We start from the raw sequence: 24,731 nt of genomic DNA, 5'->3' as shown, positions 1-24,731 counted from the left end.
TTTTGCAGTGCAACACTGTCACATGCGGGGCGCGCGGGGCCTCCCCCGCCGGCTCTCCGCCCTCCCCCCGACGACAACAGCCACGATGCCCGCCATGATCGAACGCCGCTTTGAACAGGTCATCTTCGCCAGCCGCTGGCTGCTCGCCCCCTTCTATCTCGGTCTGGTGATCGCGCTCGCCGCCCTGATGGTGAAGTTCGGCCAGGAGGTCTTCCACATCATCCCGCATGTGCTGGACATGCCGGAAAAGGACGTGCTGCTGGCGATCCTGACGCTGATCGACCTGTCGCTGGCCGGCAACCTGCTGGTGATGGTGATCTTCTCCGGCTACGAGAATTTCGTCTCGAAGATCGACGTCGCCAACCACGAGGACCGGCCCGACTGGATGGGCAAGGTCGATTTCGGCGGGCTGAAGCTGAAGCTGATCGCCTCGATCGTCGCCATATCCGGCATTCATCTGCTCAAGGCCTTCATGAATCTCCAGAACATCTCGCGCGACGAGCTGATGTGGCTGGTCATCATCCACATGACCTTCGTGGTGTCCGGCGTGCTGCTGGCCTGCATGGACCGGCTGGAGGGCCACCACGCCGCCAAGCCCGCCCCCGGCAGAACCGCCAAATCCGTTCCCGCGGAACACTGACCGCCCCCGTTTCCTTCCGTCACAAGGCCGTTGCGGCGCAGCATGAATCGGCCTAGACAGGGCAACGGAAACGGGGCCGCCGGCCGCCGGATTCGCAGGCGGCCGAGCGGCCCGGCGATCCGGAAGACCGGCCGGTTCCGTTGACGGAAAATTAACCCTGATCCGCCAGTGTGGCCGGCACCGGAGCCCTTCCGAACGGTTGGGATTTCGACGATCCGGCGTTCGTTTCCGCCGGGGCGCACTCTCCGCTTGAGGGTGCATCAGCATTCGTCTATGGAACCGCTGGCGGACGTGCTATGCCATTCCGCCGGATCGGCCGTCGCAACCGCTTTCGAAGAGTCCGTCAGCTCCATGCTTTCCAAACTGCTTGGCGTTCTGTCCGCCGACATGGCGATCGATCTTGGGACGGCCAATACCCTGGTCTATGTCAAGGGCCGCGGGATCGTCCTGAACGAACCGTCCGTCGTCGCCATCGCCAACGTGCGCGGCAAGAAGCAGGTTCTCGCCGTGGGCGACGAGGCCAAGATGATGCTGGGCCGCACGCCCGGCAACATCCAGGCCATCCGGCCGCTGCGCGACGGCGTGATCGCCGACTTCGAGGTCGCGGAGGAAATGATCAAGCATTTCATCCGCAAGGTTCACAACCGCCGCAGCTTCGCCAGCCCGCAGGTCATCATCTGCGTGCCGTCGGGCTCGACCGCCGTGGAACGCCGCGCCATCCAGGAATCGGCCGAGGCCGCCGGCGCCCGCCGGGTCTTCCTGATCGAGGAGCCGATGGCCGCCGCGATCGGCGCCGGGCTCCCGGTGACCGAGCCGACCGGCTCGATGGTCGTCGACATCGGCGGCGGCACCACCGAGGTGGCGGTCCTGTCGCTCGGCGGCATCGTCTATTCGCGCTCGGTCCGCGTCGGCGGCGACAAGATGGACGAGGCGATCATCGGCTACATCCGCCGCACCCACAATCTGCTGGTCGGCGAAGGCTCCGCGGAGCGCATCAAGAAGGAAATCGGGTCGGCCTGCCCGCCGGAAGACGGCGAGGGCCGCATCCTGGAGATCAAGGGCCGCGACCTGATGAACGGCGTGCCCAAGGAGCTGATCATCTCCGAGCGGCAGATCGCCGAGTCCCTGGCCGAGCCGGTGTCCGCCATCGTCGAGGCGGTCAAGGTGGCGCTGGAGCACACCGCGCCGGAACTGGCCGCCGACATCGTCGACAAGGGCATCGTGCTCACCGGCGGCGGCGCGCTGCTGGGGAACCTGGACTTCGTCCTGCGCCACGCCACCGGCCTGCCGGTGTCGATCGCCGACGACCCGCTCTCCTGTGTCGCGCTGGGCACAGGGCGCGCCCTGGAAGAGATGAAGACGCTGCGAAACGTCTTGGTCAGCGCCTACTGACTGGTGTATCTCTCGGGTGGAAGGCCTTCGATTTTCACGCTCTCCGCAGCGTGAAAATCGAAGACGGACCGCGTATCTGGACGGGAATTTCCTGTGAAGCCACGCTCATCCGGCTCCGTCATACGCCTTGCCGCTCCCTTGCGGGCTCTTGCGCATCGCTTCTCCTTTCTTTTGCTGGTGCTGGCCTCCATCGCCCTGATGATGGTCGGCAAGGTCGAGTCCGTGTCGGTCGATGCCGCGCGGGCGCGTGTCACCGACGCCTTCGCGCCGATCCTCGACGCCATCTCGCGCCCCGCCGCGACCGCCGCCCGCGTCATCGAATCCGCGGTCGAGCTTGAGAACGCCTTCGACGAGAACCGGCGGCTGAAGGCCGAGAACGCGCGCCTGCTGCAATGGAAGCAGGCGGCCCTGCGGCTGGAGACCGAGAACGCCAGCCTGCGCACCCTGCTGCACGCCACCGCCGAGCCGTCGGTCTCCTTCATCACCGCCCGCGTCATCGCCACGCCCGGCAGCTCCTTCGTCCGCACGCTGGTGGTCACCGCCGGCCGGCGCGACGGGGTGCGCAAGGGGCAGGCGGCGCTGGCCGGCGCCGGCCTGGTCGGCCGGGTGATCGAAGTCGGCGAATGGTCGTCGCGCGTGCTGCTGCTGACCGACATCAACGCCCGCGTGCCCGTGGTGCTGGAAGGCTCGCGCCAGCGCGCGGTGCTGGCCGGCGACAACTCCGACCAGGCCCGGCTGCTCTACCTGCCGCCGGAATCGCCGGTGCAGGTCGGCGAGCGGGTCGTCACCTCGGGCCATGGCGGGCTGTTCCCGCCGGGCCTGCCGGTCGGCGTCGTGACCTCGGCCAGCGAGCGCGGCGTGCGCGTGCTGCCCAACGCCGACCTGTCGCGGGTCGAGCATCTGCGGCTGGTCGATTTCGGTTTGGCCGGCACCGAGCTGGATCTGACGGCCGAGTTGAAGTAGGCGTGGCACGATGACCGCGACCTTCTGGCAACGGCTGGACAAGGCCGGGCGGAATCTGGCGCCCTTCGCCGTCACGGTGATGCTGGTGCTGGTCGGCATGATCCCCATCCCGATCCCGTCCTACAGCTGGGTCGCGCCGCATCTGACGCTGATCTCGGTCTATTACTGGACGATCCACAGGCCTGACCTGATGCGGCCGGGGGTGGCCTTTCTGATCGGGCTGTTGCAGGATCTGCTGACCGGCGGGCCGCTGGGCGTCAACGCGCTGATGCTGGTCGTCGCCCAATGGGCGGTTCTGAACCAGCGCCGGGTGTTCCTGGCCAGCACCTTCGCGCTGCTGTGGATCGGCTTCGCCATGGTGATGACCGGCGCGGCCTTCCTGCAATGGCTGGCCTTCTCGGTGCTGAACGCCGGCATCCTGCCGGTCAAGCCGGCTCTGTTCCAGGGCCTGCTGACGGTGGCGATGTTCCCGGCGGTCGGCTGGCTGCTGATCCGGATGCACCGCGCCTTCCTGAACGGGTAACGGTTTTCATGAGTTCCATCGACCGCGACACCGACCGCTCCCGCCTGCTGACCCGCCGCGCGCTGGTGCTGGGCGGGATCAAGCTGGCCGGGCTGTCGACGCTGGTCGGGCGGCTCTATTATCTCCAGGTCGTGGAATCGGCGCGCTACACCATGCTGGCCGAGGAGAACCGCATCAGCCTGCGGCTGATCGCGCCGTCGCGCGGCACCATCGTCGACCGCTTCGGCACGCCGCTGGCGATCAACCAGCAGAACTACCGCGTCGTCGTCGTGTCGGAGCGCACCCGCAACATCCAGGAGACGCTCGACAAGATTTCCCGCATCGTGCCGCTGACCGACAGCGACCGGCGGCGGGTGATGCGCGAGCTGCACCGCAAGCGCCGCTTCGTCCCCGTCACCGTGCGCGAGAACCTGAGCTGGGAGCAGGTCGCCACCATCGAGATGAACACGCCCGACCTGCCCGGCGTGTCGATCGAGGTGGGCGAGATCCGCAACTACCCGCAGGCCGAGGCGACCGCCCATATCATGGGTTATGTCGGGGCCGTCTCCGAGGCCGAGCTGAGCGGCAACAGCGACCCGGTGCTCTCGCTGCCCGGCTTCCGCATCGGCAAGGCCGGCATCGAGAAGCACCACGAGAAGGTGCTGCGCGGCACCGCCGGCACCAGCCAGCTGGAGGTCAACGCGGTCGGCCGCGTCATCCGCGAGCTGTCGCGCGACGAGGGCCAGTCGGGCCGCGAGGTCCAGCTCACCATCGACATGGGGCTCCAGCGCTACGTCCAGGAACGGCTGTCGCAGGAGCAGAGCGCGTCGGCGGTGGTGATGGACATCCACACCGGCGGCATCTACGCGCTGTCCTCCCACCCCAGCTACGACCCCAACCAGTTCACCATGGGCATCAGCGCCGAGCTGTGGGAGGAGCTGCTGGCCAACCCGGCGACCCCGCTGAGCAACAAGGCGGTGGCCGGCCAGTACCCGCCAGGCTCGACCTACAAGATGGTGGTGGCGCTGGCCGGGCTGGAATCCGGCATCATCAACAGCCGCCACACGGTGTTCTGCCCCGGCCACATGGAGCTGGGCGACCACCGCTTCCACTGCTGGAAGCGGGGCGGCCACGGCACCGTGGACATGGTGGGGGCGCTGCGCCATTCCTGCGACGTGTTCTTCTACGACGTGTCGCGGCGGGTCGGCGTCGACCGCATCGCCGAGATGTCGCGGCGCTTCGGGCTGGGCGAACGCACCGGGCTCGACCTGCCGCACGAGCGCGGCGGGCTGATCCCCTCGATCGCCTGGAAGAAGGCGACGCTCGGCAAGGGCTGGGACATGGGCGAGACGCTGGTGGCGTCGATCGGCCAGGGCTATGTGCTGGCGACGCCGCTCCAGCTGGCGGTGATGACCTGCCGGCTGGCCAACGGCGGCTACGCGGTCAAGCCGCACCTGACCAAGCAGATCAAGTCGGTCAGCGGCGAGCAGGTGACCTGGCCCAGCCTGGGGGTGAAGAAGGAGAATCTCGACGTCGTGCTGCGCGGCATGTACGAGGTCTCCAACGCGCCCAACGGCACCGCCTACAAGTCGCGCATCACCCAGCCCGGTTTCGAGCTGGCCGGCAAGACCGGCTCGGCCCAGGTCCGCCGCATCACCATGGCCGAGCGCAGCACCGGCGTGAAGAAGAACGAGGACATCCCGTGGCGCGAGCGCGACCACGCGCTGTTCGTCGCCTTCGCGCCGGTCCACGCGCCGCGCTACGCCTGCTCGGTCTTCGTCGAGCATGGCGGCGGCGGCTCGACGGCGGCGGCGCCGATCGCCCGCGACATCCTGCTGGAATGCCAGAAGCGCGATCCGGGCCGGGCGGCGGTGGCGGAGAATCCGCCCTCGTCGATGAAGGACGGCCCGCGGGGGTGACGCCCCCCTCCCGCCGCGGGAAAGGGTGCACAAAAGAAAAGCGCGCCCCGAGGGACGCGCTTTCCAAACCGAACCGGCAGCAGAGGCCAGATTAGTTCTTCGACTTGTCGACCAGACGGCGCTCGGCGATCCACGGCATCATGGCGCGCAGCTTCTCGCCGACCTTCTCGATCTCGTGCTCGGCGTTGCGGCGGCGGATCGCCTTGAAGGAGGGCTGGCCGACCTTGCACTCCTGCATCCAGTCGCGCACGAAGCGGCCTTCCTGGATGTCGGTCAGCACGCGCTTCATCTCGGCCTTGGTCTCGGCGGTGATGATGCGCGGGCCGGTGCGGTAGTCGCCGTACTCGGCCGTGTTGGAGATCGAGTAGCGCATGTTGGCCATGCCGCCCTCGTACATCAGGTCGACGATCAGCTTGACCTCGTGCAAGCACTCGAAATAGGCCATCTCCGGGGCGTAGCCGGCCTCGACCAGGGTCTCGTAGCCGCACTTGATCAGTTCGGTCAGACCGCCGCAGAGGACGACCTGCTCGCCGAACAGGTCGGTCTCGCACTCTTCCTTGAAGGTGGTCTCGATGATGCCGGCGCGGCCGCCGCCGTTGGCCGAGGCGTAGGAGAGCGCGATGTCCAGCGCGTTGCCCGAGGCGTTCTGGTGCACGGCGACCAGCGACGGCACGCCGCCGCCACGCTGGTATTCGCTGCGCACGGTGTGGCCGGGGCCCTTCGGCGCGATCATGAACACGTCGAGGTCGGCGCGCGGCTCGATCAGGTTGAAGTGGACGTTCAGGCCGTGGGCGAAGGCGAGCGCGGCGCCCTGCTTCATGTTCTTGGCCAGATCGTCCTTGTACAGGTCGGCCTGGAGTTCGTCGGGGGTCAGAACCATCACGACGTCGGCCCAGGCGGCGGCCTCGCCCGGCGCCATCACCTGGAAGCCGGCGGCCTCGGCCTTCTTCGTGGTGGCCGAGCCGGGACGAAGGGCGATCCGCACGTCCTTGACGCCGCTGTCACGCAGGTTGTGGGCGTGAGCGTGGCCCTGGCTGCCGTAGCCGACGATGACGACCTTCTTGCCCTTGATCAGGTTGACGTCGGCATCACGATCGTAATAGACGCGCATGGTGATGGTTCCTTGAATTCGCAAACCAGAGAGATGAAGTGCGTTCCCTTGCCGGCGGATTACTCCATTGAGCAAAGCTGCGCGTCAAGCGAAACAATCGCATGATCGGGCGGCGAAACGCGGAGCTTCCTTGCGTTTTTCGCCACCCTGACCATCGGATAAGAACCCAACCCCGGAAATCGGGGCCGGAAGCGGCCTCAGAAGCCGGTGGCGCCCTTCGACATGGCGACGACGCCGGTGCGGCTGGCCTCGACCAGACCGAGCTGGCCCATCAGCCCGACGAAATCGTCGACCTGCGCGGTGGTGCCGGTCAGTTCGAAGACGAAGGAGGTCAGCGTCGCGTCGAGCACGGTGGCCTTGAAGATGTCGGCCAGCCGCAGCGCCTCGATGCGCTTGTCGCCGGTGCCGGCGACCTTGACCAGAGCCAGCTCGCGCTCGACCGACGGACCTTCGTCGGTCAGGTCGTGGACCCGGTGGACCGGGACCAGCCGGCTGAGCTGGGCCTTGATCTGCTCGATGATCATCCGGGTGCCCGACGTCACCAGCGTGATGCGCGACAGGTGGTCGGCGTTGTTGACCTCCGCCACCGTCAGGCTCTCGATGTTGTAGCCGCGGCCGGAGAACAGCCCGATGACGCGCGCCAGCACGCCCGGCTCGTTGTCCACCAGCACCGCGATGGTGTGCTTCTCGATCTTGTGCTCGTCCATGATTCCCATTCCCCCGAGGAGCGTTCCGTCAGCAGCCGATCAGACCTGGTCTCAGACCAGAACCATGCCGTCTTCCGGCGTGGCGTCCGACGGCCTGTCCTCCGGGCCGAGCAGGATCTCGTTGTGGGCCTTGCCGCCGGGGATCATCGGGAAGCAGTTCTCCTTGGGATCGACCGCGATGTCGACGATGCAGGGGCGGTCGGTGACGGCCAGCATCTTGGCGATGACGTCGTCCACCTCGGCCACCGTCGTGGCGCGCAGGCCGACGCAGCCCCAGGCCTCGGCCAGCTTGACGAAGTCGGGCAGCGCCTCCGAATAGCTCTGCGAGAAGCGCGAGCCGTGCAGCAGCTCCTGCCACTGGCGGACCATGCCCATGTACTGGTTGTTCAGGATGAAGATCTTCACCGGGGCGCGGTACTGCACGGCGGTGCCGATCTCCTGCATGTTCATCAGGAAGCTGGCCTCGCCCGACACGTCGACGACGATGGCGTCGGGATGGGCGATCTGCGCGCCGATGGCGGCCGGCAGGCCGTAGCCCATGGTCCCCAGCCCGCCCGAGGTCATCCAGCGGTTCGGCTGGTCGAAGGGCAGGAACTGGGCGGCCCACATCTGGTGCTGGCCGACCTCGGTGGTGACGTAATGGTCCTTGCCGCGCAGCGCCTCGCGCAGCCGCTCCAGCGCGTATTGCGGCTTGATGACCGATTCCGTGCGGTTGTAGTTCAGGCAGTTGCGGGCGCGCCAGCCCTCGATCTGCCCCCACCAGCTCTTCAACGCCGCCTGGTCGGGGCGCTTGGCCCGCGCCTTCCAGATGCGCAGCATGTCCTCCAGCACCGCGCCGCAGTCGCCGACGATCGGGATGTCGACCTCGACCGTCTTGTTGATCGAGCTGGGGTCGATGTCGACGTGGATCTTCTTGGAACCCGGCGCGAATTCCGACAGCTTGCCGGTCACGCGGTCGTCGAAGCGGGCGCCGATGTTGATCATGACGTCGCAATTGTACATGGCGAGATTCGCCTCGTACGTGCCGTGCATGCCGAGCATGCCGAGCCACTGGCTGTCCGACGCCGGGAAGGCGCCCAGACCCATCAGGGTCGAGGTGATCGGAAAGCCGGTGGCCTTGACGAACTGGGTCAGCAGCTTGGCGGCGAAGGGGCCGGCGTTGATGACGCCGCCGCCGGTGTAGAAGATCGGCCGCTTGGCGTTGGCGATCAGCTCGACCGCCTCCTCGATGCGCGCGATCTCCGGCTTGACCTGCGGACGGTAGGTCTTGTGCTTGACCTCGGCCGGCGGGACGTAGATTCCGTCGGCGAACTGCACGTCCTTCGGCACGTCGATCAGCACGGGACCCGGACGGCCGCTGCGCGCGACATAGAAGGCCTCGTGCAGGGTGCGGGCCAGGCTGTTGACGTCCTTCACCAGGTAATTGTGCTTGGTGCAGGGACGGGTGATGCCGGTGGTGTCGGCCTCCTGGAAGGCGTCGTTGCCGATCAGGTGGGTCGGCACCTGCCCCGACAGGCAGACGATCGGAATGCTGTCGCACAGCGCGTCCAGCAGGCCGGTCACCGCGTTGGTCGCGCCGGGGCCGGAGGTCACCAGCACGCAGCCGACCTTGCCGGTCGAGCGCGCGTAGCCTTCCGCCGCATGGACCGCGGCCTGCTCGTGGCGTACGAGGATGTGGCGAAGGTCGTTCTGCTGGAACAGCGCGTCGTAGATGGGAAGTACGGCGCCGCCGGGATAGCCGAAGATGGTGTCAACGCCCTGATCCTTCAGAGCCTTGATGATGATCTGGGCGCCGGTCAGCTTCTGTTCGGACATCGCTCGCGACCTTCTCGTAGGGGCGCCTCTCCTTCGGGCGCCCGTTTCCTCGGAACTGCCACGCCCCCCGGATGAAGCCTTGCCGTCAAAACAACGGCTTAGCCCCGTGGATTTGGGGCGGGAGCCGCAAACTAGCCAAAGGGGGCATCACAGGTCAACCCATTTTGCGAATGATCGAGAAGTTTTTTTGTCGCGATTTTTCCGATTGTTGCGCACTGCCCGTCGCGGATGGAAAGTCGGGCCGCTGCTATAGCTCTATGTTTGGCGATCGGATTCACGCTTCAAATCGATTCAGATTTCACGCGATCCGATCTAAACGAAAGCGGCGGCCGCTCGGAAGGCGGCCGCCGTCGGTCGGGCGTGCAAAGGGCGTCAGGCGCCGGTCAACAGGTCGAGAGCCGCCATGATGATGGTGTCCTCCGACAGGAGGCTGCCGACGCAAGGACCGAGTTCGGAGACATGCACCGCACCGGCGAACTGCGTGACCATGACGTGCGGACTGTCCTCGATGGTGAAAACCGGGTTGAGCCGGACGGCGGGCTGCGGTGCCCCATGCGGTGGCAGGAGCGGGGCCACGAAACGGGTGTTGAGGTCGCGCAGGATGTTGGCCTGAAGGTCGAGGAGATAGCCGGGACCGTCGAGGCGGCGGTGGACGTCGAAGCGCGCCATCAGTAAGGGCGATGCTTGGCCAGCGGAAGGCCGTGCGTCTCGACATAGGCGTTGGAGGATGCCAGAGCCTCGCGGTTCTCCTCCAGCCAGCGCTTTTCACGCAATTCGGCGATCTGGTCCGCCAGTCCGCGCTCGCAGGCCCGCGACACATTGATGCCGAGAGCCTTGGCCTGCTCCAGAAGATCGCTGTTGAGGCTGACGTTGGTCGCCCGCTTCGGGGCGGAAGGGTCGAACGGAAGGCGCGTATCGGGCATCGATCCCTCCATGCACATGCGCGTCGACTATGCGCATGTGCATGAACGGGATCAAGGGTCGATGGAGCGCGGATTACGCCGCGTCCTTCAGCAGGTTGCACAGGCGGCGGATGCCCTCGCGGATGCGCTCCGGCTTGGTGACCGAGAAGGCCAGACGCAGCGTGTTCTTCCCCGAACGGTCGGCGTGGAAGGCCGAGCCGGGAACGAAGGCGACGTTGGCCTCCTTGATGGCGCGGGCCAGCAGCGCGGTGCCGTCGACGCCCTCCTGGGCCTCGATCCAGACGAACAGGCCGCCCTCGGGCTTGGTCCAGGTGACGCCGGGCGGGGCGAACTCGTCGAGCGCCGACAGCATGGCGTCGCGGCGCTCCTTGTACTGGACGCGCAGATGCTTGATGTGGCTGTCGAAGAGCTGCGACACCACATCGTGCATGATGATCTGGTTGATCGTGCTGGTGTGCAGGTCGGCCGCCTGCTTCATCAGCACCAGACGGTTGATGACCTCGGGCGCCGCGTTGACCCAGCCGACGCGCAGCGCCGGCACCATCGTCTTGGAAAAGGTGCCGCAATAGATGACGTTGGTCAGCTTGCCGCCGTTGCGGGCGCAGTCGAGCGCCGCCATCAGCGGCAGCGGCTCGCCGTCGTAGCGCAGCTCGCAATAGGCGGTGTCCTCGATCACCGGCACGCCGGCGGCGGCGCAGAGGTCGAGGATGGCCTCGCGGCGGGCGAGCGACACGGTGGTGCCGTTCGGGTTCTGGAAGTCGGGGACGAGGTAGAAGAACTTCGGCTTCTCGGCCAGCGCCGCCTCAAGCGCCGCCAGTTCCGGCCCTTCCTCATCCATCGGGATGGAGATGTAGACGGGCTCGTAGGGCGAGAAGGCCTGGAGCGCGCCGAGATAGGTCGGCCGCGTCACCACGATCTTGTCGCCGGCGCCGATCAGCAGCTTGCCGACGAACTCCAGCACCTGCTGCGAGCCGTTGGTGACCAGCACGCCGTCCAGCCCGACATTGACGCCGTTGCGGCCCATGTAGGAGGCGATCCACTCGCGCAGCGGCGTGTAGCCCTCGGTGATGGTGTATTGCAGGGCGCCGCCAGCGCCGCCGTTGGACTGGAAGATCTTCTCGTAGGCCCGCGCGATGGCGGCGGTGGGGAAGAAGTCCGGGTCGGGGATGCCGCCGGCGAAGGAGATGATCTCCGGACGGTCGATCAGCTTCAGCAGCTCCCGGATTTCGGACGCCGTCATGCCGCCCACGCGGCCCGCGAACACATGACCCCAATCAACCGACACGTCGATTCTCCCAAGGCAAAGATTTAACGGCCCAACATGGTGCTTAGGTGAGCGAGAATTGCATTCCGCTGGGCCAATGAACAGAGCGAATCCGTCGCATGATGGCAGCCATGCGGTGCCGTATGCGGCGGACGCTCGACAAGCTGGTGGCGGAACCACGTCACCTGCCGCTTGGCATAGCGCCGGGTCGATTGCTGGGCAAGCGCGATGGCGTCGTCCAGCGTGACGTCGCCGTGCAGGTGGCGGCGCAGCTCGGGCACGCCGAGCGCCTTCAGCACCGGCAGGTCGGGTGGCAGATCCCGCTCCCGCGCGATGCGGTCGAGGTTGCGGACCTCCTCCAGGGCGCCCTGCTCCATCATAAGGAGGAAGCGGCGGTCGCACAGCGCGTACAGCTCCTCGCGCGGCGGGTCGAGCACGGCGACGGCGAAGCGCAGCCCCTCGGGCGCGCCCTGTCCGCTCCGCGTCTGCCAATGGGTCAGGCTGTGGCCGGTGGCCTCCAGCACCTCCCAGGCGCGGGTCAGGCGGGTGGTGTCGCCGGGGTTGAGCCTGGCCGAGTCCGGGTCGCGGGCGACGAGATCCGCGCGGAAGGCCTCGCCGCCCAGCTCGGCCAAGCGGGCGTGGGCGGCGGCGCGCACCGCGTCGGGGATGGGCGGAACCTCGCTCAAGCCCTGCATCAGGGCGCGCAGATAGAGGCCGGTGCCCCCGACGACGACGGGCAGGCGGCCGGCGGCCTTGGCGACGGCAATCTCCTCCAGCGCCAGGGTGCGCCAGCGCGCCGCCGACCCCCGCTCGGCGGCGGGCAGCACGCCGTAGAGCCGGTGCGGCGCGCGGGCGAGATCCCCGGCGGGCGGGCGGGCGGTGACGACGTCCAGCTCGGCGTAAAGCTGCATGCTGTCGGCGTTGATGACGGTGCCGCCGAATTGCTCGGCGACGTCCAGCGCCAGCCCCGATTTCCCCGATGCGGTCGGCCCGCCGATGACGACGACGTCCGTAAGCTCGCTCATGTCCCCGGCCCTCGTTTCCATGGCGGAGATTCACCACCGAGACGCCGGAAGACCAAGAAAAATCGAAGCGGGTGAAAGGTTGCCTTTGACACGGATATGGGACGCATGGGCCTTGCCGAACCTCATCCATGGGCGGGCGCAGCCCGCATCCGTGTCCATCCGTGTCAAAAATCCCCCGGCCCGGCCGCGATCCCCGCCCCGCACGCGCCCGTTTCGCCGAAGCTTCGTTGGACCCGCCTCCCCCACTGTGGTAGGCAGCGGCCCGAAGGCCCTTTGCTCTGCCGGAACACACGCCATGAACGCCGTCGCCACGCTGATCGCCCCCCGATTTGTCGCCCTCGACGAGAGCGTCGTCATGCCCGCCCGCGCGGCGCTGCTGGCGCTCGGCGCCGACGCCGGCCAGCCCGACTGGCTGGCCCCCGGCACCGCCTGCGACCTGCCCTTCGGCAATCTGGCCCCCGAGCAGGCCGAGGCGGCGATCCGCCGTACACTGCCCCTCTCCCTGCCGTTCGACGTCATCGCCCAGCCCGCCGCCACCCGGCGCAAGCGGCTGCTGGTCGCCGACATGGAATCCACCATCATCGAGCAGGAGCTGCTCGACGAGCTGGGCGACTGCGTCGGACTGAAGGACCACATCGCGGCGATCACCGCCCGCGCCATGAACGGCGAGATCGACTTCAAGGACGCGGTGCGCGAGCGCGTCGCCCTGCTGAAGGGGCTGGAGGAGAGCGTCATCGACACGGTGTGGAAGCGCGCCACCCTGATGCCGGGCGCCGCCCAGCTCGTCGCCACCATGCGGGCGAACGGCGCGGTCTGCGCGCTGGTGTCGGGCGGCTTCCGCTGCTTCACCAGCCGGGTGCGCGCCTGGATCGGCTTCGATGACGACCAGGGCAACGGGCTGGAGATCGCCGACGGCGTTCTGACCGGACGGGTGATCGAGCCGATCCTCGACAAGGACAGCAAGCTGGAGGCCCTGCTGGCCTACGCCGGCGAGCACCGGGTGCCGGTGGCCGAGACGATGGCGGTCGGCGACGGCGCCAACGACCTGCCGATGCTGCTGGCCGCCGGGCTCGGCATCGCCTACCACGCCAAGCCGGCGGTCGCCGCCGAGGCACGGGCCCGCGTCGACCACGGCGATCTGACGGCGCTGCTGTTCGCCCAGGGCTACCGGATCGACCAGTTCGTCGGGTGAGGGCGGCGATGATCCCGCCGGCCGGACGGCCGGCGCCTCAGGTCCAGACGCCCTTCACATAGGGCGTCAGCTGGGTATCCTGAAGGATGATGTGGCGGACCAGCCAGTCGGCGGTGAATTTGTACAGCTTCGCGGCGTTCTCGTGCGTCGGCTCGACGGAGAAGCTGTGCGACAGCTCGCTCACGGCGCGGACCGCCTCGCGGTGCTGCTCGGCGTGCTCCCTGAAGTGCGGGTAGCGCACGGCCTGCATCATCCGCTCCTCGCGGGCGAAATGCTCCTTGGTGTATTCCAGCAGCTTGACCAGGATCTTGGCGACGCGGACCGGCTGGAAGCGTTCGGCGTTCAGGGCGGCGTCGAGTTCGTTCAGATACGCGATCAAGTGCTTGTGGTCGTCGTCGATGGTCGGCTGGCCGACGCTCAATTGCCGACGCCACAGAATGACGCTCATGCTCTCTCAGCCTCCTCCCTGCCGGGTCCCGCCGGGTTCTCCGCGGCGGCTTCCGGCCCGCTCGTCCGGCGATTATGGTGGTCCGGCCGGAGGAACCAAACGGTTGGCGGAGTCACACGTCAATTTGACGCACCCGTGACAGCCGGATGACGGTTGGAAGACCGGAACGCGAAACGGGCGGGAGCGTCGCCGCCCCCGCCCGCCGTCACGATGGAAGACGCGTCAGCCGATGATCGAGTAGCCGCAATCGACATAGGTCGTGCTGCCGGTGATGCCCTTGGCGCCGTCGGTGGCGAGGAAGGCGGTGGTGTAGCCGACCTCCTCGATGGTCACCAGACGGTGTTCCGGCGTGCGCTCCGCCGCCTTGTCCATCAGCTCGTCGAAATGGGCGATGCCGGACGCGGCGCGGGTCTTGATCGGGCCCGGCGAGATGGCGTGGACGCGGATGCCCTTGGGGCCCAGCTCGGCGGCGACGTAGCGCACGCTGGCCTCCAGCGCCGCCTTGACCGGCCCCATCACGCCGTAATTGTCGATGACGCGGTTGGCGCCGAAATAGGACATGGTGAACAGCGAACCGCCGTTGGTCATCAGCGGCTCGGCGTATTTGGCCATGCGGATGAAGGAGTGGCAGGAGACGTCCATCGCCTGCTGGAACCCCTCGCGCGAGCAGTCGGTGACGCGGCCGTGCAGGTCGTCCTTCGGGGCGAAGGCGATGCTGTGCAGCGCGAAGTCGAGACGGCCCCACTTGTCGGCGACCTTGTCGAAGATGGCCTTGAGCTGGCCTTCGCTGGTGACGTCGACCGGCTCGAAGATCTCGGCCTCGACCTGCTCGGCCAGCGGCTCGACGTGCTTCTTGGCCTTCTCGTTCAGGTAGCTGATCGCCAGATCGGCGCCCAGCGCGCGGAAGGCGCGGGCGCAGCCCCACGCGATCGACTGGTCGTTGGCGATGCCGAGGACGAGTCCCTTCTTGCCTTCGAGCGTGGCGGCGGCGGGAATGATCGTGGTCATGCGAGCAGTCCTGGAGTCAGGGTGGGAGGAACAAGGGAACCGCGAGGCCTCGACCCCGTCGCCCCCGCGGGTCGTGACCGGTGCCGGACTTTCGCGTCCCGTCCCTTGTGCAGCGCACCATAAACCAGGATCCAAAGGCGATCAAGTCATTCGTGTTGAAACAAAAACGACATTCGAAATAATGGGAGAAAACCCTTCGCATTCGAACAATAAAACAGGCCAGATGCGGCGTCCGCCTTCATTGATCCATATCAAAGAAACGGCCCCCCGATCGGATGCCGGGAGGCCGTTTCTTGGAATTTCCCAGGATCAGCGGGCGACGCCCGGATTGAAGGAGGGCGGATCGCTGGCCGGGAAGGATTGCTGCGACGCTTCATCCACCGTCTCGCATTCGGGATCGGTGTCGTAGATGTCGCCGGGATGGCGCGAGAACTGGTTGCGCCCCTCCTCGACGTCCTGGGCGGGAAAGGCGCGGTGGTCGTGCCCCCAGCCGGCCATCATGCCCTTGACCGGGCAGTAGCCGGTGAGGCCGCGCGCCACCAGGGCGCCGCCGGCCAGCGCCAGCGCCGCCCCCGCCGTGTCGGCGCGGCGCAGCCCCAGCACCGCCAAAAGCCCGCCGCCGACCAGGGACACCAGCCGTTCGGTGTGGCCGACGTTGATGCTGTGGCCGCTGTTGACGCCGTGGTCGAAATTGTCCGTGATGGTCGAGAGTGCCATGGCTGGTCCTCCTGCTTTGCTCAAGCTCGTCGGGTCACTGGTTGGCGGTCGGCGGCTGCGGGGATGACGGCTGCGCGGCGCCGCTCCGCCCGCCCGCCGTGTCGGACGCGGCGCTTCCCCCGGAGGCGGCGCGCGCCTGGGTCAGTTCGGCGTTCAGGCGCGCGACCTCCTGCGACAGCCGCTGCACCTCCTGCTGGAGCGGCGCCGGCTGCGCCATCGGCCCGCCGGCCGCCGCCAGCGTGGCGGAATCGCGCATCCAGTAGGGCGGCACGCCATAGTAGGTGTGGACGGCCATCGCCCATTGCCGGTCGCCCATGTCCGGCCGGCTGGAGCCGCTGAAGCGCGGCGCCCCGGCCAGCCGGTCCTTCGGCACGTTCAGGGCATAACCGCCGCTGTCGGGGCCGCCATTGCTGGCGGCCGGCTGGAACAGCGCCCACGGCACCGGCACATGGGCGTCGCCGATGCCGAGGAAGCCGCCCATCTCGACGACGGCGTAGGCGACGCGGCCGCTGTTGGGATCGATCACCAGCTCGGAAATCTTGCCCAGTTCGGCGCCGTCGGCGCCGTGCAGCCTGGCCTTCGCCAGATCGTCGGCGGCGACCGCGCGTGGGTGCGCGATGGAGCTTTGCAGGGCGTCGGCCTCGCCGAGGATGGCGAGGCAGGCCGGCGCGTTGCCGGTCTGCGCCACGCGCTGCGCGGTCTGCTGGAGCGCGCGGAGCTGGGCGGTTTCCTGCGGGGTGACGGGGGCGGGGGTTCCCGGTCCGGCGGCCTCCAGCGCGGCGACCCGCTGGCCGAGCCGGTCGAGTCCCTCGGTGCAGCCATCGGCGGCCAGCGCCGGCGTCGCGGCGGACAATACCCCCAGCGCGGCCATCGTCAGGGCAGCGCCAAGCAGCGGGCGTTTCATCAAGGGACTCCTCCGGCTCGGAACATCGCGTGCTGAATGAACAGCACGGTCAAGCCGGAGGTTCCGTGTTTACCCGGAGGCCGCCCGGTTTTGTCGGCCGGGCGGCCGGGCTCCCGTCAGCCGGGAAGCGGCAGGCCGCCGCGCTGGACGATGAAGGACTGCACCGCGTCCAGCCCCTGGCCGGTCTTGATGTTGGTGAAGACGAAGGGACGGTCGCCGCGCATCTTGCGGGCGTCGCGGTCCATCACCTCCAGGCTGGCGCCGACCAGCGGGGCGAGGTCGATCTTGTTGATGACCAGCAGGTCGGAGCGGGTGATGCCCGGCCCGCCCTTGCGCGGGATCTTGTCGCCGGCCGACACGTCGATGACGTAGATGGTGATGTCGGCCAGCTCCGGCGAGAAGGTCGCCGCGAGGTTGTCGCCGCCCGATTCGATGAAGATCAGGTCGAGGTTGGGGAATTTCGCGTTCATCGTGTCGACGGCGGCGAGGTTGATGGAGGCGTCCTCGCGGATCGCCGTGTGCGGGCAGCCGCCGGTCTCCACCCCCATGATGCGCTCGGGCTTCAGCGCGCCGGAGCGGGTGAGGAATTCGGCGTCCTCCTTGGTGTAGATGTCGTTGGTGATGGCGGCGACTTCCCAATCGTCGCGCATGCGCTTGCACAGCGCGTCGGTCAGCGCCGTCTTGCCGGAGCCGACCGGGCCGCCGATGCCGACGCGCAAGGGGCCGGCGTGGCTCTTCTCGATAGCGGGAAGCGTGCTCATGAGCGGAAAAGCCTCGTGTATTGGGTTTCGTGGATCATCGAGGTCCAATCGACGGCCATCGCCCGGCCACCGAGATCCTCGAGCGGCGCTGCGAGGGCGGCCTCGGCCGCCGCGTGGGTGATCGGGTCGAGCGCCGCCAGCGCCCGCTGCCCGTCGGTCTGGCCGAGCGGCACCAGCCGCACCCCGGCGGAGACGAGGTTGGCGGCGAAGGCGTGCAGGTAGGCGGCGAGCGCCGGCCCCTCGGCGACGCCGATCAGGGCCGACACCAGCGCGACGGCGACGGCGTAGGCCGGTGGACGCCCGGTGGCGGCCAGCGCCGCGTCCCAGCGGGCGAGCCCGTCGAGCGACCAGGCGGCGCGGATGGCGACCAGGAAGGCCTGCCCCTGGGCGCGCGATTCCAGCGCGGTCTCGGACGAGGCGCGCAGGATGTCGGCGCGCTCGACCGCCCAGGCGAAGGCGGCCTCGTCGCCGGTCCGCACCGCGCGGTGGACGGCGGCGAACAGCATCCCGTCGGTGCGCCCGGCGCCGTGGCGCAGGATGCCGTCGAGCCAGACGGTCAGCGAGGCGCGGTCGCGCACCAGCCCCTGCTCGACCGCCGCCTCGATGCCGTGGCTGTAGGAGAAGCCGCCCACTGGAAAGGACGGCGACAGCCACGCCAGCAGGCGGGTCAGCGCGTGGATACCTACCCCCGCATCCATCCCCCTCTCCCCCCCGGAGAGAGGGTCGGGGTGAGGGGGATGCGCCGCATGGAGATTTTCGGCTTCGCCGAAACCGCTCATCCCCACCTTCTCCCCAGGGGGGAGAAGGAGAGAAGCGCCGGCATCGTCAATGCTCATGCGGATGCCCGTGATCGTGTCCATGGTCATGATCGTGCCCATGGTGATCATGCCCGTGCGAATGCCCATGCCCGCCGCCATGCGCCTGCCCGCCATAGGCCCCGCCCTCCGGCATGAAGGGCAGATGCACGTCGCGCACCTCGGCGCCGAGCCCGCGCAGCATGTCCGCGATCACATGGTCGCGGCGCAGGCGGATGGTGTCGCCGACGATCTGCACCGGCAGATGCCGGTTGCCGAGATGCCAGGCGATCCGCGCGAAGGCCTCGGCCGGGCCGGAAACGCGGACCTCCATCAGCTCCTCGGGCGCCGCGACGACGCGCAGGATACCGCCGTCGCCAAGCTCCAGCCCGTCGCCGTCGTCCAGCGCCACCGCGCGCGGCAGGTCGAGCAGGAAGCCGACGCCGGCATCATCGGTCATCGCCATGCGCCGCCGGTGGCGGTCGTCGAAGGCCAGCGTCACGGTGCCGGCCGCGCGCTCCAGCGGCCAGTGGGCGCGGGCGTGGACGCGGGTGGCGCGGCGGGAAAGATCGTTCATGGTGAGAGCCGTTCGAAAGGAGTCGGGTGGCCGAAGAAGCGCCCGGCCAGTTCGCTGACCAGCGGCGCCGATCCGGTGGTGAAGAAACGCACGCCATGCTCGCCGGCGGCGGGACGGTATTCGGGGTGGCGCTCCAGATACTGCTCCAGCGAGCGGGCGGTCAGCGTCGGCTGGCACAGCACCTCGACCCCCGGCGGCAGCGCCCGCAGGAACAGGCGTTCCACCAGCGGGTAATGGGTGCAGCCGAGCACCACGGTGTCGAGCGGCTGGCCGCCCAGCCGCTCCAGCAGCGCCGCGACATAGCCGGCCACGACCGGCGCGAGGACCTCGTCGGGCGCCCCGCGCTCGATCAGCGGGACCAGATCGGGGCAGGCCTGCTGCACGACGCGGACCGAGGGCGCCCGCTTGCCGATCTCGCGCGGGAAGGAGCCGGAGTTGACCGTCGCCTGCGTCGCGAAGACGCCGACGGTGCGCGGCTCGCCCAGATGGTCGGGCGGCACGGTGTCGATCATCCAGGGCACGCGGGTGATCGCCTCGACCATCGGCACCAGCACGCCCAGCACGTTGCGGCCGGGATGGGCCGTCGGCAGCCACTCCTGCTGCAACCGCCGCAGCGCCACGGCGGCGGCGGTGTTGCAGGCGATGACGACCAGCCGGCAGCCCTGGGCGAAGAGATGCTCCATCCCGCGAATGGTCAGGCGGTGGATGTCCCCGTCGTCGCGCGGCCCGTAGGGGGCGGCGGCGTGGTCGCCGAGATAGACGAAGGGCCGTCCGGGAGCCGCATCCACCAGCGCGCGCAGCACCGTCAACCCGCCATGGCCCGAATCAAAGACACCGATCACGGATGGAAACCTCTTGTCGTCCATTTCCTCTCCCGCCCCGGGAGAGGAAGGGGACCCGCCGCGAAGCGGTGGAAAGGGTGAGGGGCTCCCCGAACATGGATGTCGTAGCTCGCCCGACAGCCCCTCACCCTTCCCATGCTGCGCATGGGCCCCTTCCCTCTCCCGGGGCGGGAGAGGGAGACTAACCTCAGAACAGGAAATAGCGCTGCGCCATCGGCAGGACCGCCGCCGGTTCGCAGGTCAGCAATTGCCCGTCGGCCCGCACCTCGTAGGTTTCCGGATCCACCTCGATGTGCGGCATCTCGGCGTTGTGGATCATGTCCTTCTTGCCGACGGTGCGCGTCCCCTGCACGGCGATCAGCTCGCGGTGCAGCCCGAGCTGGCGGCCGACCTCCAGCTCCAGCGCCTTGCCGCTGACGAAGGTCACGCTGCTCGCCTGCAACGACCGTCCGAAGGAGCCGAACATGCGGCGGTAATGCACCGGCTGCGGCGTCGGGATCGAGGCGTTGGGGTCGCCCATCAGCGCCGCGGCGATGGTGCCGCACTTCAGCACCATGTCCGGCTTCACCCCGAAGAAGGCCGGCGACCACACCACCAGATCGGCGAGCTTGCCGACCTCGACCGAGCCGACGACATGGCCGATGCCGTGCGACAGCGCCGGGTTGATGGTGTATTTGGCGATGTAGCGCTTGACCCGGACATTGTCGTTGTCGCCGGTCTCCTGCGGCAGCCGGCCGCGCTGGACCTTCATCTTGTGCGCGGTCTGCCAGGTCCGCAGCACCACCTCGCCCAGCCGGCCCATCGCCTGGCTGTCCGAGCTGATCATCGAGAAGACGCCGAGGTCGTGCAGGATGTCCTCCGCCGCGATGGTCTCGCGGCGGATGCGGCTCTCGGCGAAGGCGACGTCCTCGGGGATGCGCGGGCTGAGATGGTGGCAGACCATCAGCATGTCGAGATGCTCGTCCACCGTGTTGACGGTGAAGGGCCGCGTCGGGTTGGTCGAGCTGGGCAGCACGTTGGGCAGCCCGGCCACCTTGATGATGTCCGGCGCGTGGCCGCCGCCCGCCCCTTCCGTGTGGAAGGCGTGGATGGTGCGGCCGGCGAAGGCGGCGATGGTGTCCTCGACGAAGCCCGACTCGTTCAGCGTGTCGGTGTGGATCGCCACCTGGACGTCGAGCTGGTCGGCGACCGACAGGCAGGTGTCGATGGCGTCCGGGGTGGTGCCCCAATCCTCGTGCAGCTTGAGGCCGCAGGCGCCGGCGGCGACCTGCTCGATCAGCGCGTCGGGACGGCTGGCGTTGCCCTTGCCGAAGAAGCCGAGGTTGATCGGCAGCCCCTCCGCCGCCTGGAGCATGCGCTCCATGTGCCAGGGGCCGGGCGTGCAGGTGGTGGCCGAGGTGCCGGCCGCCGGGCCGGTGCCGCCGCCCAGCATGGTGGTGACGCCGCTGTTCAGCGCCTCGTCGACCTGCTGCGGGCAGATGAAGTGGATGTGGGCGTCGATGCCGCCGGCGGTGACGATCTTGCCCTCGCCGGCGATCACCTCGGTGCCGGGGCCGACGACGATGGTCACGCCGGGCTGGACGTCGGGGTTGCCGGCCTTGCCGATGGCGGCGATGCGCCCGCCGGTGATGCCGATGTCGGCCTTGACGATGCCCCAATGGTCGATGATCAGCGCGTTGGTGATGACCGTGTCCACCGCGCCCTGGTGGCGCGAGCGCTGCGACTGGCCCATGCCGTCGCGGATCACCTTGCCGCCGCCGAACTTGACCTCCTCGCCGTAGACGGTGTGGTCGTGCTCGACCTCGACGATCAGGTCGGTGTCGGCCAGCCGGACGCGGTCGCCGGTGGTGGGACCGTAGAGGGCCGCGTATTCGGCCCGGTCGATGCGGTACGCCATGTCTGGTTTGCCCCTTGCTGGACAGGCCCGTCAGAGGGCGCCGTTGACCTTGCGGTTGAAGCCGATCACCACCCGGTCGCCGTCATAGGCGACGAGCGTCACCCGGCGGGTCTGCCCCGGCTCGAAGCGCACCGCCGTGCCGGCCGGAATATCGAGCCGGAAACCGCGCGCCTGCTCGCGGTCGAAGCTGAGCGCCGCGTTGGTCTCGTGGAAATGGTAGTGCGAGCCGACCTGGATCGGCCGGTCGCCGGCGTTGGCGACGTCGAGCTCGACGGTCGCGCGGCCGGCGTTCAGCACGATCTCGCCGGACGCCGGGAGGATCTCACCGGGTTTCATGGGCAGGAACTCCCCTTCAACGGATCGGCTGGTGGACGGTGACGAGCTTGGTCCCGTCGGGGAAGGTCGCCTCGACCTGAATGTCGTGGATCATCTCGGGGATGCCCTCCATCACCTGCTCGCGCGTCAGCACGGTGGCGCCGTCGCGCATCAGCTCGGCGACGGTCCGCCCGTCGCGGGCCCCCTCGACCACGAAGTCGGTGATGAGGGCGACCGCCTCGGGGTGGTTCAGCTTCACGCCGCGCTCCAGCCGCCGCCGGGCCACCATCGCGGCCATCGCGACGAGCAGCTTGTCCTTCTCGCGCCCTGTCAGGTTCATCGGGGAATTGCCTTTTGCCGCCCTGTTCGTTGCCGGGGATTATGCCACGTTGCCGCGTCGCGCCAAGTGCGTCGTATGACGTATCAGGGACTTGGACCGGGGATGGGCCGGAGTCGGGAGGCGAAGGGAGCGGAAGCGGGGCTGTCACAGGACCGTAACTTGCCGCTCCGCGCCGCCGCGCGTACAGCAACGGCCGAAGGCATTCGCGCAATGGGGTTTATCAGATGACGCAGGCGGCAGGGTCTACCGGCGAACGGCCGCGCTACAGGGCCGGTGGCGGGCGACGACCCGTGGTGGCGCTGGCCGGCGCGCTGATCGCCGTGTTCATCGTCAACAGCCTCGTCGGCCTCTTCGCCATCGACTACGCCCGCAAGGCCGACGAGGCCGGGCACGCCACCCAGTCCAGCCTGATCGAGGCGCTCGACACCGCGCGGGAAGCGCAGATCGCCTTCAAGATCCAGGTGCAGGAGTGGAAGAACCTGCTGCTGCGCGGCAGCGACCCGGAGGAGAGCCGCCGCTACCTCGACCGTTTCGCCGAGCAGGAGCGCCGGGTCGGCGAGGCGCTGACCCGGCTCCGGGCCACCGCCCCGGCGCTCGGCCTCGACCACGGCGCCGTGGAAGCGGCGATTCGCGACCACGCGACGCTCGGCGAGCGCTACCGGCAGGCGCTGACCCGCTTCGACCCGACGTCGCCCGGCGGCGACGCGGCGGCGGTCGACCGCGCGGTGCGCGGCATCGACCGGCCGCTGGACAGCGCCATCGACGCCATCGCCGAATCGACCCGCGCCCACGCCAAGGCCCGGCAAGGCGACCTCGCGGCGGCGGCGGCCGAGCGCTACACCGGCACGCGGGTGGTCGCCGTCGCCAGCATGCTGCTCGGCCTGCTGCTGATCGCCGTGGCGCTGGGCCGCGCGGTCGGGCGGCGCGGCTGAGCGGCGGGGGCGGAGCGATCATGGACATCGTCGCCACGCTGTTCGGCGGGCTCGGGCTGTTCTTCACCGGGGTGAAGCTGATCGGCCGCAACCTCCAGCACATGGCCGGGCGCCGCTTCCGCGCCGTGCTGGCCAGGGCGACCGCCAACCCGCTGAGCGCCACCGTCGCCGGCACGCTGCTCGGCGTGCTGACCCAGAGCACCAACGCCGCCACCTTCATCGTCATCAACCTGATCACGGCGGGCGCCGTCACCATGCGGCAGGCGATGCCGCTGGTCGGCTGGGCCAACCTCGGCACCGCCGTGCTGGTGGCGCTGACGGCGGTCGATCTGCGGCTGGCGGTGCTCTATGTGCTGGGCGTCACCGGACTGTGCTTCTACTTCGACCTCGACCGCTCGGCGCGCTACCGCCATCTGGTCGGCGCCCTGCTCGGGCTGGGGATCCTGTTCCTGGGGTTGCAACTGATGAAGGCCGGGGCCGGGCCGTTGCGCGACGTGCCGGCGATGCGCGCCGCCCTGCTGTTCGCCGCCTCGTCCGATTTCCTGCTGCTGCTGATCGGGGCGGCGATCACGCTGATCGCGCAATCCTCGGCGACGGTGGCCGTGCTGGCCGTCACCATGGCCGGCGCCGGTCTGTTCGGGGAGCGCGAGACCATCCTGCTGGTGCTGGGGTCGAGCCTCGGCTCCGGCCTGACCACCCTGCTGCTCGGCGGCAACCTCGACGGACGTGCCGGGCAGCTCGCCATCTTCCAGGCGCTGTTCAAGGCGCTGGGGGTCGCGATCCTGCTGCCGCTGTTCCTGCTGGAGGACGGCATCGGCCTGCCGTTGCTGCGCCACGCCATCGATTCGGTGGCCGACGGCCTGCCGGAGCGCATCGCCTGGGTCTTCGTGCTGTGCCAGGTGGTGCCGGCGCTGGTCCTGCTGCCCGTCTTCGGCGTGGCGGAGCGGCTGCTCGCTCGCTGGTCGCCGCCGACCGAGACGGAGGAGCTGTCGCGCCCGCGCTACCTGTCCGACGAGGCGCTGATCGATCCCGAAAGCGCCCTGCCGCTGGCCGGGAAGGAGCAGCTCCGCCTGCTGCGCCATCTGCCCGACTATCTGGACTGCGTGCGGGCCGAGCCGGACACCCCCGACCCGATCCCCTTCGGCGCGCTGCACGAGAGCATGACCGCCGTCGCCCGCGCCGTCGAAGCCTTCCAGACCGAGCTGATCGGCGGCGACCTGCCGCGCGGCACGCTGGTGCGCGCCATTGCCCAGCAGAACCGGCTGGAAATCCTGGTGTCGCTCCACGACAGCGTGCACGAGCTGGTACGCCAGATCCACGACGCGCCCGAAACGCTGCGCCGCCATCCGTTGCCCGGCCAGATGGCCGAGAGCCTGCACGCGCTGCTCGCCAGCCTCGCCGACACCGCCGCCGACCCGGACCATGACGGCGTGTCCCTTCTGGTCGGGTTGACCGGCGACCGCGGGGAGCTGATGGGGCGCATCCGCCGCGCGCTGCTGCGCGGCGACGACCCGCCGGCCCCGGCGGTCCAGCAGGCTCTGGTCGCCCAGACCGCGCTGTTCGAGCGCATCGTCTGGCTGACCCGCCGCTACGCCCTGCTGCTCCGCGAGGGGGCGGACCGGGCGGACAGCCCGGCGCCGGTCGCCATGGCGGCGGATTGAGCCCTCTCCCGCCCCGGGAGAGGGCGCAGAACCGACGGCCGCAGGCCGGACAAGCGCCGAAGGCGATCGTAGGTGGCGCGCG

26 protein-coding genes are annotated in these 24,731 nt (G+C 68.9%); 8 read left to right on the top strand and 18 right to left on the bottom strand.

The genetic code is table 11. The features are described from left to right. Window positions 1-94: 94 nt before the first annotated feature. The 5 genes from JN22_RS22620 to mrdA all read left to right on the top strand — a co-directional run bounded on the left by JN22_RS22620 (window position 95) and on the right by mrdA (window position 5,416). On the top strand, window positions 95-640 hold the full coding sequence (locus JN22_RS22620) for a TIGR00645 family protein (protein ID WP_085557301.1): 546 nt from the start codon (window positions 95-97) through the stop codon (window positions 638-640). A 351-nt stretch (window positions 641-991) separates the two neighbouring features. After that, on the top strand, window positions 992-2,032 hold the full coding sequence (locus JN22_RS22615) for a rod shape-determining protein (RefSeq protein WP_014240000.1): 1,041 nt from the start codon (window positions 992-994) through the stop codon (window positions 2,030-2,032). A gap of 93 nt (window positions 2,033-2,125) precedes the next feature. After that, on the top strand, window positions 2,126-2,995 hold the full coding sequence (mreC, locus tag JN22_RS22610; protein WP_085556053.1) for a rod shape-determining protein MreC: 870 nt from the start codon (window positions 2,126-2,128) through the stop codon (window positions 2,993-2,995). A gap of 10 nt (window positions 2,996-3,005) precedes the next feature. Continuing rightward, window positions 3,006-3,518: a rod shape-determining protein MreD gene (mreD, locus tag JN22_RS22605; RefSeq protein ID WP_085556052.1), complete on the top strand. Its 513-nt coding sequence runs from the start codon at window positions 3,006-3,008 to the stop codon at window positions 3,516-3,518. Between the two features lie 8 nt (window positions 3,519-3,526). Next, window positions 3,527-5,416, top strand: coding sequence for a penicillin-binding protein 2 (mrdA, locus tag JN22_RS22600; RefSeq protein ID WP_085556051.1), 1,890 nt, complete (start codon window positions 3,527-3,529; stop codon window positions 5,414-5,416). Between the two features lie 91 nt (window positions 5,417-5,507). Here mrdA and ilvC read toward each other — a convergent pair whose 3' ends face one another. The 7 genes from ilvC to miaA form a co-directional block, all read right to left on the bottom strand. Continuing rightward, a complete protein-coding gene (gene ilvC, locus JN22_RS22595; RefSeq protein ID WP_085556050.1) occupies window positions 5,508-6,527 on the bottom strand; it encodes a ketol-acid reductoisomerase in 1,020 nt (339 codons plus the stop codon). Between the two features lie 197 nt (window positions 6,528-6,724). Next, window positions 6,725-7,234: an acetolactate synthase small subunit gene (ilvN, locus tag JN22_RS22590; protein ID WP_085557300.1), complete on the bottom strand. Its 510-nt coding sequence runs from the start codon at window positions 7,232-7,234 to the stop codon at window positions 6,725-6,727. Between the two features lie 51 nt (window positions 7,235-7,285). Beyond that, entirely contained in the window at window positions 7,286-9,049 is a 1,764-nt protein-coding gene (locus JN22_RS22585) for an acetolactate synthase 3 large subunit (protein WP_085556049.1), read from the bottom strand. Between the two features lie 372 nt (window positions 9,050-9,421). Further along, on the bottom strand, window positions 9,422-9,718 hold the full coding sequence (locus JN22_RS22580) for a CcdB family protein (protein WP_085556048.1): 297 nt from the start codon (window positions 9,716-9,718) through the stop codon (window positions 9,422-9,424). After that, window positions 9,718-9,972, bottom strand: a complete 255-nt coding sequence (locus JN22_RS22575) for a type II toxin-antitoxin system CcdA family antitoxin (protein WP_223677845.1) — start codon at window positions 9,970-9,972, stop codon at window positions 9,718-9,720. Before JN22_RS22575 ends, JN22_RS22580 begins: the two co-directional genes overlap by 1 nt. A 73-nt stretch (window positions 9,973-10,045) precedes the next feature. Continuing rightward, on the bottom strand, window positions 10,046-11,212 hold the full coding sequence (locus tag JN22_RS22570) for an aminotransferase-like domain-containing protein (protein WP_085557299.1): 1,167 nt from the start codon (window positions 11,210-11,212) through the stop codon (window positions 10,046-10,048). 68 nt (window positions 11,213-11,280) lie between these two features. Continuing rightward, window positions 11,281-12,261 carry a tRNA (adenosine(37)-N6)-dimethylallyltransferase MiaA gene (gene miaA / locus JN22_RS22565; RefSeq protein WP_085556046.1) on the bottom strand — a complete coding sequence of 327 codons (981 nt, stop codon included), beginning with the start codon at window positions 12,259-12,261 and terminating at the stop codon, window positions 11,281-11,283. Between the two features lie 295 nt (window positions 12,262-12,556). On the opposite strand from miaA, the gene serB reads away from it, so the two are divergent. Beyond that, window positions 12,557-13,453, top strand: coding sequence for a phosphoserine phosphatase SerB (gene serB, locus JN22_RS22560; RefSeq protein ID WP_085556045.1), 897 nt, complete (start codon window positions 12,557-12,559; stop codon window positions 13,451-13,453). Between the two features lie 37 nt (window positions 13,454-13,490). Here the strand turns inward: serB and JN22_RS22555 are convergent, their stop codons facing one another. From JN22_RS22555 to JN22_RS22505, 11 genes are all read right to left on the bottom strand, one after another. Further along, a complete protein-coding gene (locus tag JN22_RS22555) occupies window positions 13,491-13,901 on the bottom strand; it encodes a bacteriohemerythrin (RefSeq protein WP_085556044.1) in 411 nt (136 codons plus the stop codon). A 222-nt stretch (window positions 13,902-14,123) separates the two neighbouring features. Beyond that, window positions 14,124-14,909 (bottom strand): enoyl-ACP reductase FabI, encoded by a 786-nt coding sequence (gene fabI / locus JN22_RS22550; protein WP_085556043.1) that lies wholly within the window; start codon window positions 14,907-14,909, stop codon window positions 14,124-14,126. A gap of 309 nt (window positions 14,910-15,218) precedes the next feature. Further along, entirely contained in the window at window positions 15,219-15,626 is a 408-nt protein-coding gene (locus JN22_RS22545) for a YgaP-like transmembrane domain (RefSeq protein WP_085556042.1), read from the bottom strand. 34 nt (window positions 15,627-15,660) lie between these two features. After that, window positions 15,661-16,530: a PRC-barrel domain-containing protein gene (locus JN22_RS22540; RefSeq protein WP_085556041.1), complete on the bottom strand. Its 870-nt coding sequence runs from the start codon at window positions 16,528-16,530 to the stop codon at window positions 15,661-15,663. A 116-nt stretch (window positions 16,531-16,646) separates the two neighbouring features. Beyond that, window positions 16,647-17,291 carry an urease accessory protein UreG gene (ureG, locus tag JN22_RS22535; RefSeq protein WP_085556040.1) on the bottom strand — a complete coding sequence of 215 codons (645 nt, stop codon included), beginning with the start codon at window positions 17,289-17,291 and terminating at the stop codon, window positions 16,647-16,649. Continuing rightward, complete coding sequence (locus JN22_RS22530) at window positions 17,288-17,989, bottom strand: urease accessory protein UreF (RefSeq protein WP_085556039.1); 702 nt, start codon at window positions 17,987-17,989, stop codon at window positions 17,288-17,290. Before JN22_RS22530 ends, ureG begins: the two co-directional genes overlap by 4 nt. Window positions 17,990-18,116: 127 nt before the next feature. Continuing rightward, window positions 18,117-18,662 (bottom strand): urease accessory protein UreE, encoded by a 546-nt coding sequence (locus JN22_RS22525; protein WP_085556038.1) that lies wholly within the window; start codon window positions 18,660-18,662, stop codon window positions 18,117-18,119. Beyond that, a complete protein-coding gene (murI, locus tag JN22_RS22520) occupies window positions 18,659-19,504 on the bottom strand; it encodes a glutamate racemase (protein WP_209781186.1) in 846 nt (281 codons plus the stop codon). The genes JN22_RS22525 and murI overlap by 4 nt, the downstream gene beginning before the upstream one ends. Before the next feature lie 187 nt (window positions 19,505-19,691). Beyond that, window positions 19,692-21,401: an urease subunit alpha gene (gene ureC / locus JN22_RS22515; protein ID WP_085556036.1), complete on the bottom strand. Its 1,710-nt coding sequence runs from the start codon at window positions 21,399-21,401 to the stop codon at window positions 19,692-19,694. Window positions 21,402-21,431: 30 nt separating this feature from the next. Further along, entirely contained in the window at window positions 21,432-21,737 is a 306-nt protein-coding gene (locus JN22_RS22510) for an urease subunit beta (protein ID WP_085556035.1), read from the bottom strand. A 16-nt stretch (window positions 21,738-21,753) separates the two neighbouring features. Then, the gene (locus JN22_RS22505) at window positions 21,754-22,056 is read right to left on the bottom strand and encodes an urease subunit gamma (protein WP_085556034.1); all 303 of its coding nucleotides are present in this window, start codon (window positions 22,054-22,056) and stop codon (window positions 21,754-21,756) included. Window positions 22,057-22,280: 224 nt separating this feature from the next. Between JN22_RS22505 and JN22_RS22500 the strand changes: the two genes are divergently transcribed. Together JN22_RS22500 and JN22_RS22495 are read left to right on the top strand one after the other, a co-directional pair. Beyond that, complete coding sequence (locus tag JN22_RS22500) at window positions 22,281-22,988, top strand: hypothetical protein (protein WP_143268382.1); 708 nt, start codon at window positions 22,281-22,283, stop codon at window positions 22,986-22,988. Between the two features lie 20 nt (window positions 22,989-23,008). Beyond that, the gene (locus JN22_RS22495) at window positions 23,009-24,649 is read left to right on the top strand and encodes a Na/Pi symporter (RefSeq protein WP_085556032.1); all 1,641 of its coding nucleotides are present in this window, start codon (window positions 23,009-23,011) and stop codon (window positions 24,647-24,649) included. Window positions 24,650-24,731: the final 82 nt, after the last annotated feature.

The sequence above is a fragment of the Azospirillum agricola genome, from assembly GCF_020005195.1.
GTDB classification, from domain to species: domain Bacteria; phylum Pseudomonadota; class Alphaproteobacteria; order Azospirillales; family Azospirillaceae; genus Azospirillum; species Azospirillum agricola.
Note: the sequence above shows the minus strand (reverse complement) of the source record. Positions and strands in the feature narration are given on the sequence as shown.

Coding starts and splice junctions, on each gene's coding strand:
- JN22_RS22580 (WP_085556048.1), bottom strand. CDS start 9,718: ATGGCGCGCTTCGACGTCCACCGCCGCCTCGACGGTCCCGGCTATCTC.
- ureG (WP_085556040.1), bottom strand. CDS start 17,291: ATGAGCACGCTTCCCGCTATCGAGAAGAGCCACGCCGGCCCCTTGCGC.
- JN22_RS22505 (WP_085556034.1), bottom strand. CDS start 22,056: ATGAACCTGACAGGGCGCGAGAAGGACAAGCTGCTCGTCGCGATGGCC.
- JN22_RS22525 (WP_085556038.1), bottom strand. CDS start 18,662: ATGAACGATCTTTCCCGCCGCGCCACCCGCGTCCACGCCCGCGCCCAC.
- ureC (WP_085556036.1), bottom strand. CDS start 21,401: ATGGCGTACCGCATCGACCGGGCCGAATACGCGGCCCTCTACGGTCCC.
- JN22_RS22495 (WP_085556032.1), top strand. CDS start 23,009: ATGGACATCGTCGCCACGCTGTTCGGCGGGCTCGGGCTGTTCTTCACC.
- JN22_RS22585 (WP_085556049.1), bottom strand. CDS start 9,049: ATGTCCGAACAGAAGCTGACCGGCGCCCAGATCATCATCAAGGCTCTG.
- JN22_RS22530 (WP_085556039.1), bottom strand. CDS start 17,989: ATGGATGCGGGGGTAGGTATCCACGCGCTGACCCGCCTGCTGGCGTGG.
- mrdA (WP_085556051.1), top strand. CDS start 3,527: ATGAGTTCCATCGACCGCGACACCGACCGCTCCCGCCTGCTGACCCGC.
- miaA (WP_085556046.1), bottom strand. CDS start 12,261: ATGAGCGAGCTTACGGACGTCGTCGTCATCGGCGGGCCGACCGCATCG.
- JN22_RS22545 (WP_085556042.1), bottom strand. CDS start 15,626: ATGGCACTCTCGACCATCACGGACAATTTCGACCACGGCGTCAACAGC.
- mreD (WP_085556052.1), top strand. CDS start 3,006: ATGACCGCGACCTTCTGGCAACGGCTGGACAAGGCCGGGCGGAATCTG.
- fabI (WP_085556043.1), bottom strand. CDS start 14,909: ATGACCACGATCATTCCCGCCGCCGCCACGCTCGAAGGCAAGAAGGGA.
- JN22_RS22500 (WP_143268382.1), top strand. CDS start 22,281: ATGACGCAGGCGGCAGGGTCTACCGGCGAACGGCCGCGCTACAGGGCC.
- serB (WP_085556045.1), top strand. CDS start 12,557: ATGAACGCCGTCGCCACGCTGATCGCCCCCCGATTTGTCGCCCTCGAC.
- JN22_RS22615 (WP_014240000.1), top strand. CDS start 992: ATGCTTTCCAAACTGCTTGGCGTTCTGTCCGCCGACATGGCGATCGAT.
- JN22_RS22620 (WP_085557301.1), top strand. CDS start 95: ATGATCGAACGCCGCTTTGAACAGGTCATCTTCGCCAGCCGCTGGCTG.
- ilvN (WP_085557300.1), bottom strand. CDS start 7,234: ATGGACGAGCACAAGATCGAGAAGCACACCATCGCGGTGCTGGTGGAC.
- JN22_RS22510 (WP_085556035.1), bottom strand. CDS start 21,737: ATGAAACCCGGTGAGATCCTCCCGGCGTCCGGCGAGATCGTGCTGAAC.
- JN22_RS22540 (WP_085556041.1), bottom strand. CDS start 16,530: ATGAAACGCCCGCTGCTTGGCGCTGCCCTGACGATGGCCGCGCTGGGG.
- ilvC (WP_085556050.1), bottom strand. CDS start 6,527: ATGCGCGTCTATTACGATCGTGATGCCGACGTCAACCTGATCAAGGGC.
- JN22_RS22570 (WP_085557299.1), bottom strand. CDS start 11,212: ATGACGGCGTCCGAAATCCGGGAGCTGCTGAAGCTGATCGACCGTCCG.
- JN22_RS22555 (WP_085556044.1), bottom strand. CDS start 13,901: ATGAGCGTCATTCTGTGGCGTCGGCAATTGAGCGTCGGCCAGCCGACC.
- JN22_RS22575 (WP_223677845.1), bottom strand. CDS start 9,972: ATGCCCGATACGCGCCTTCCGTTCGACCCTTCCGCCCCGAAGCGGGCG.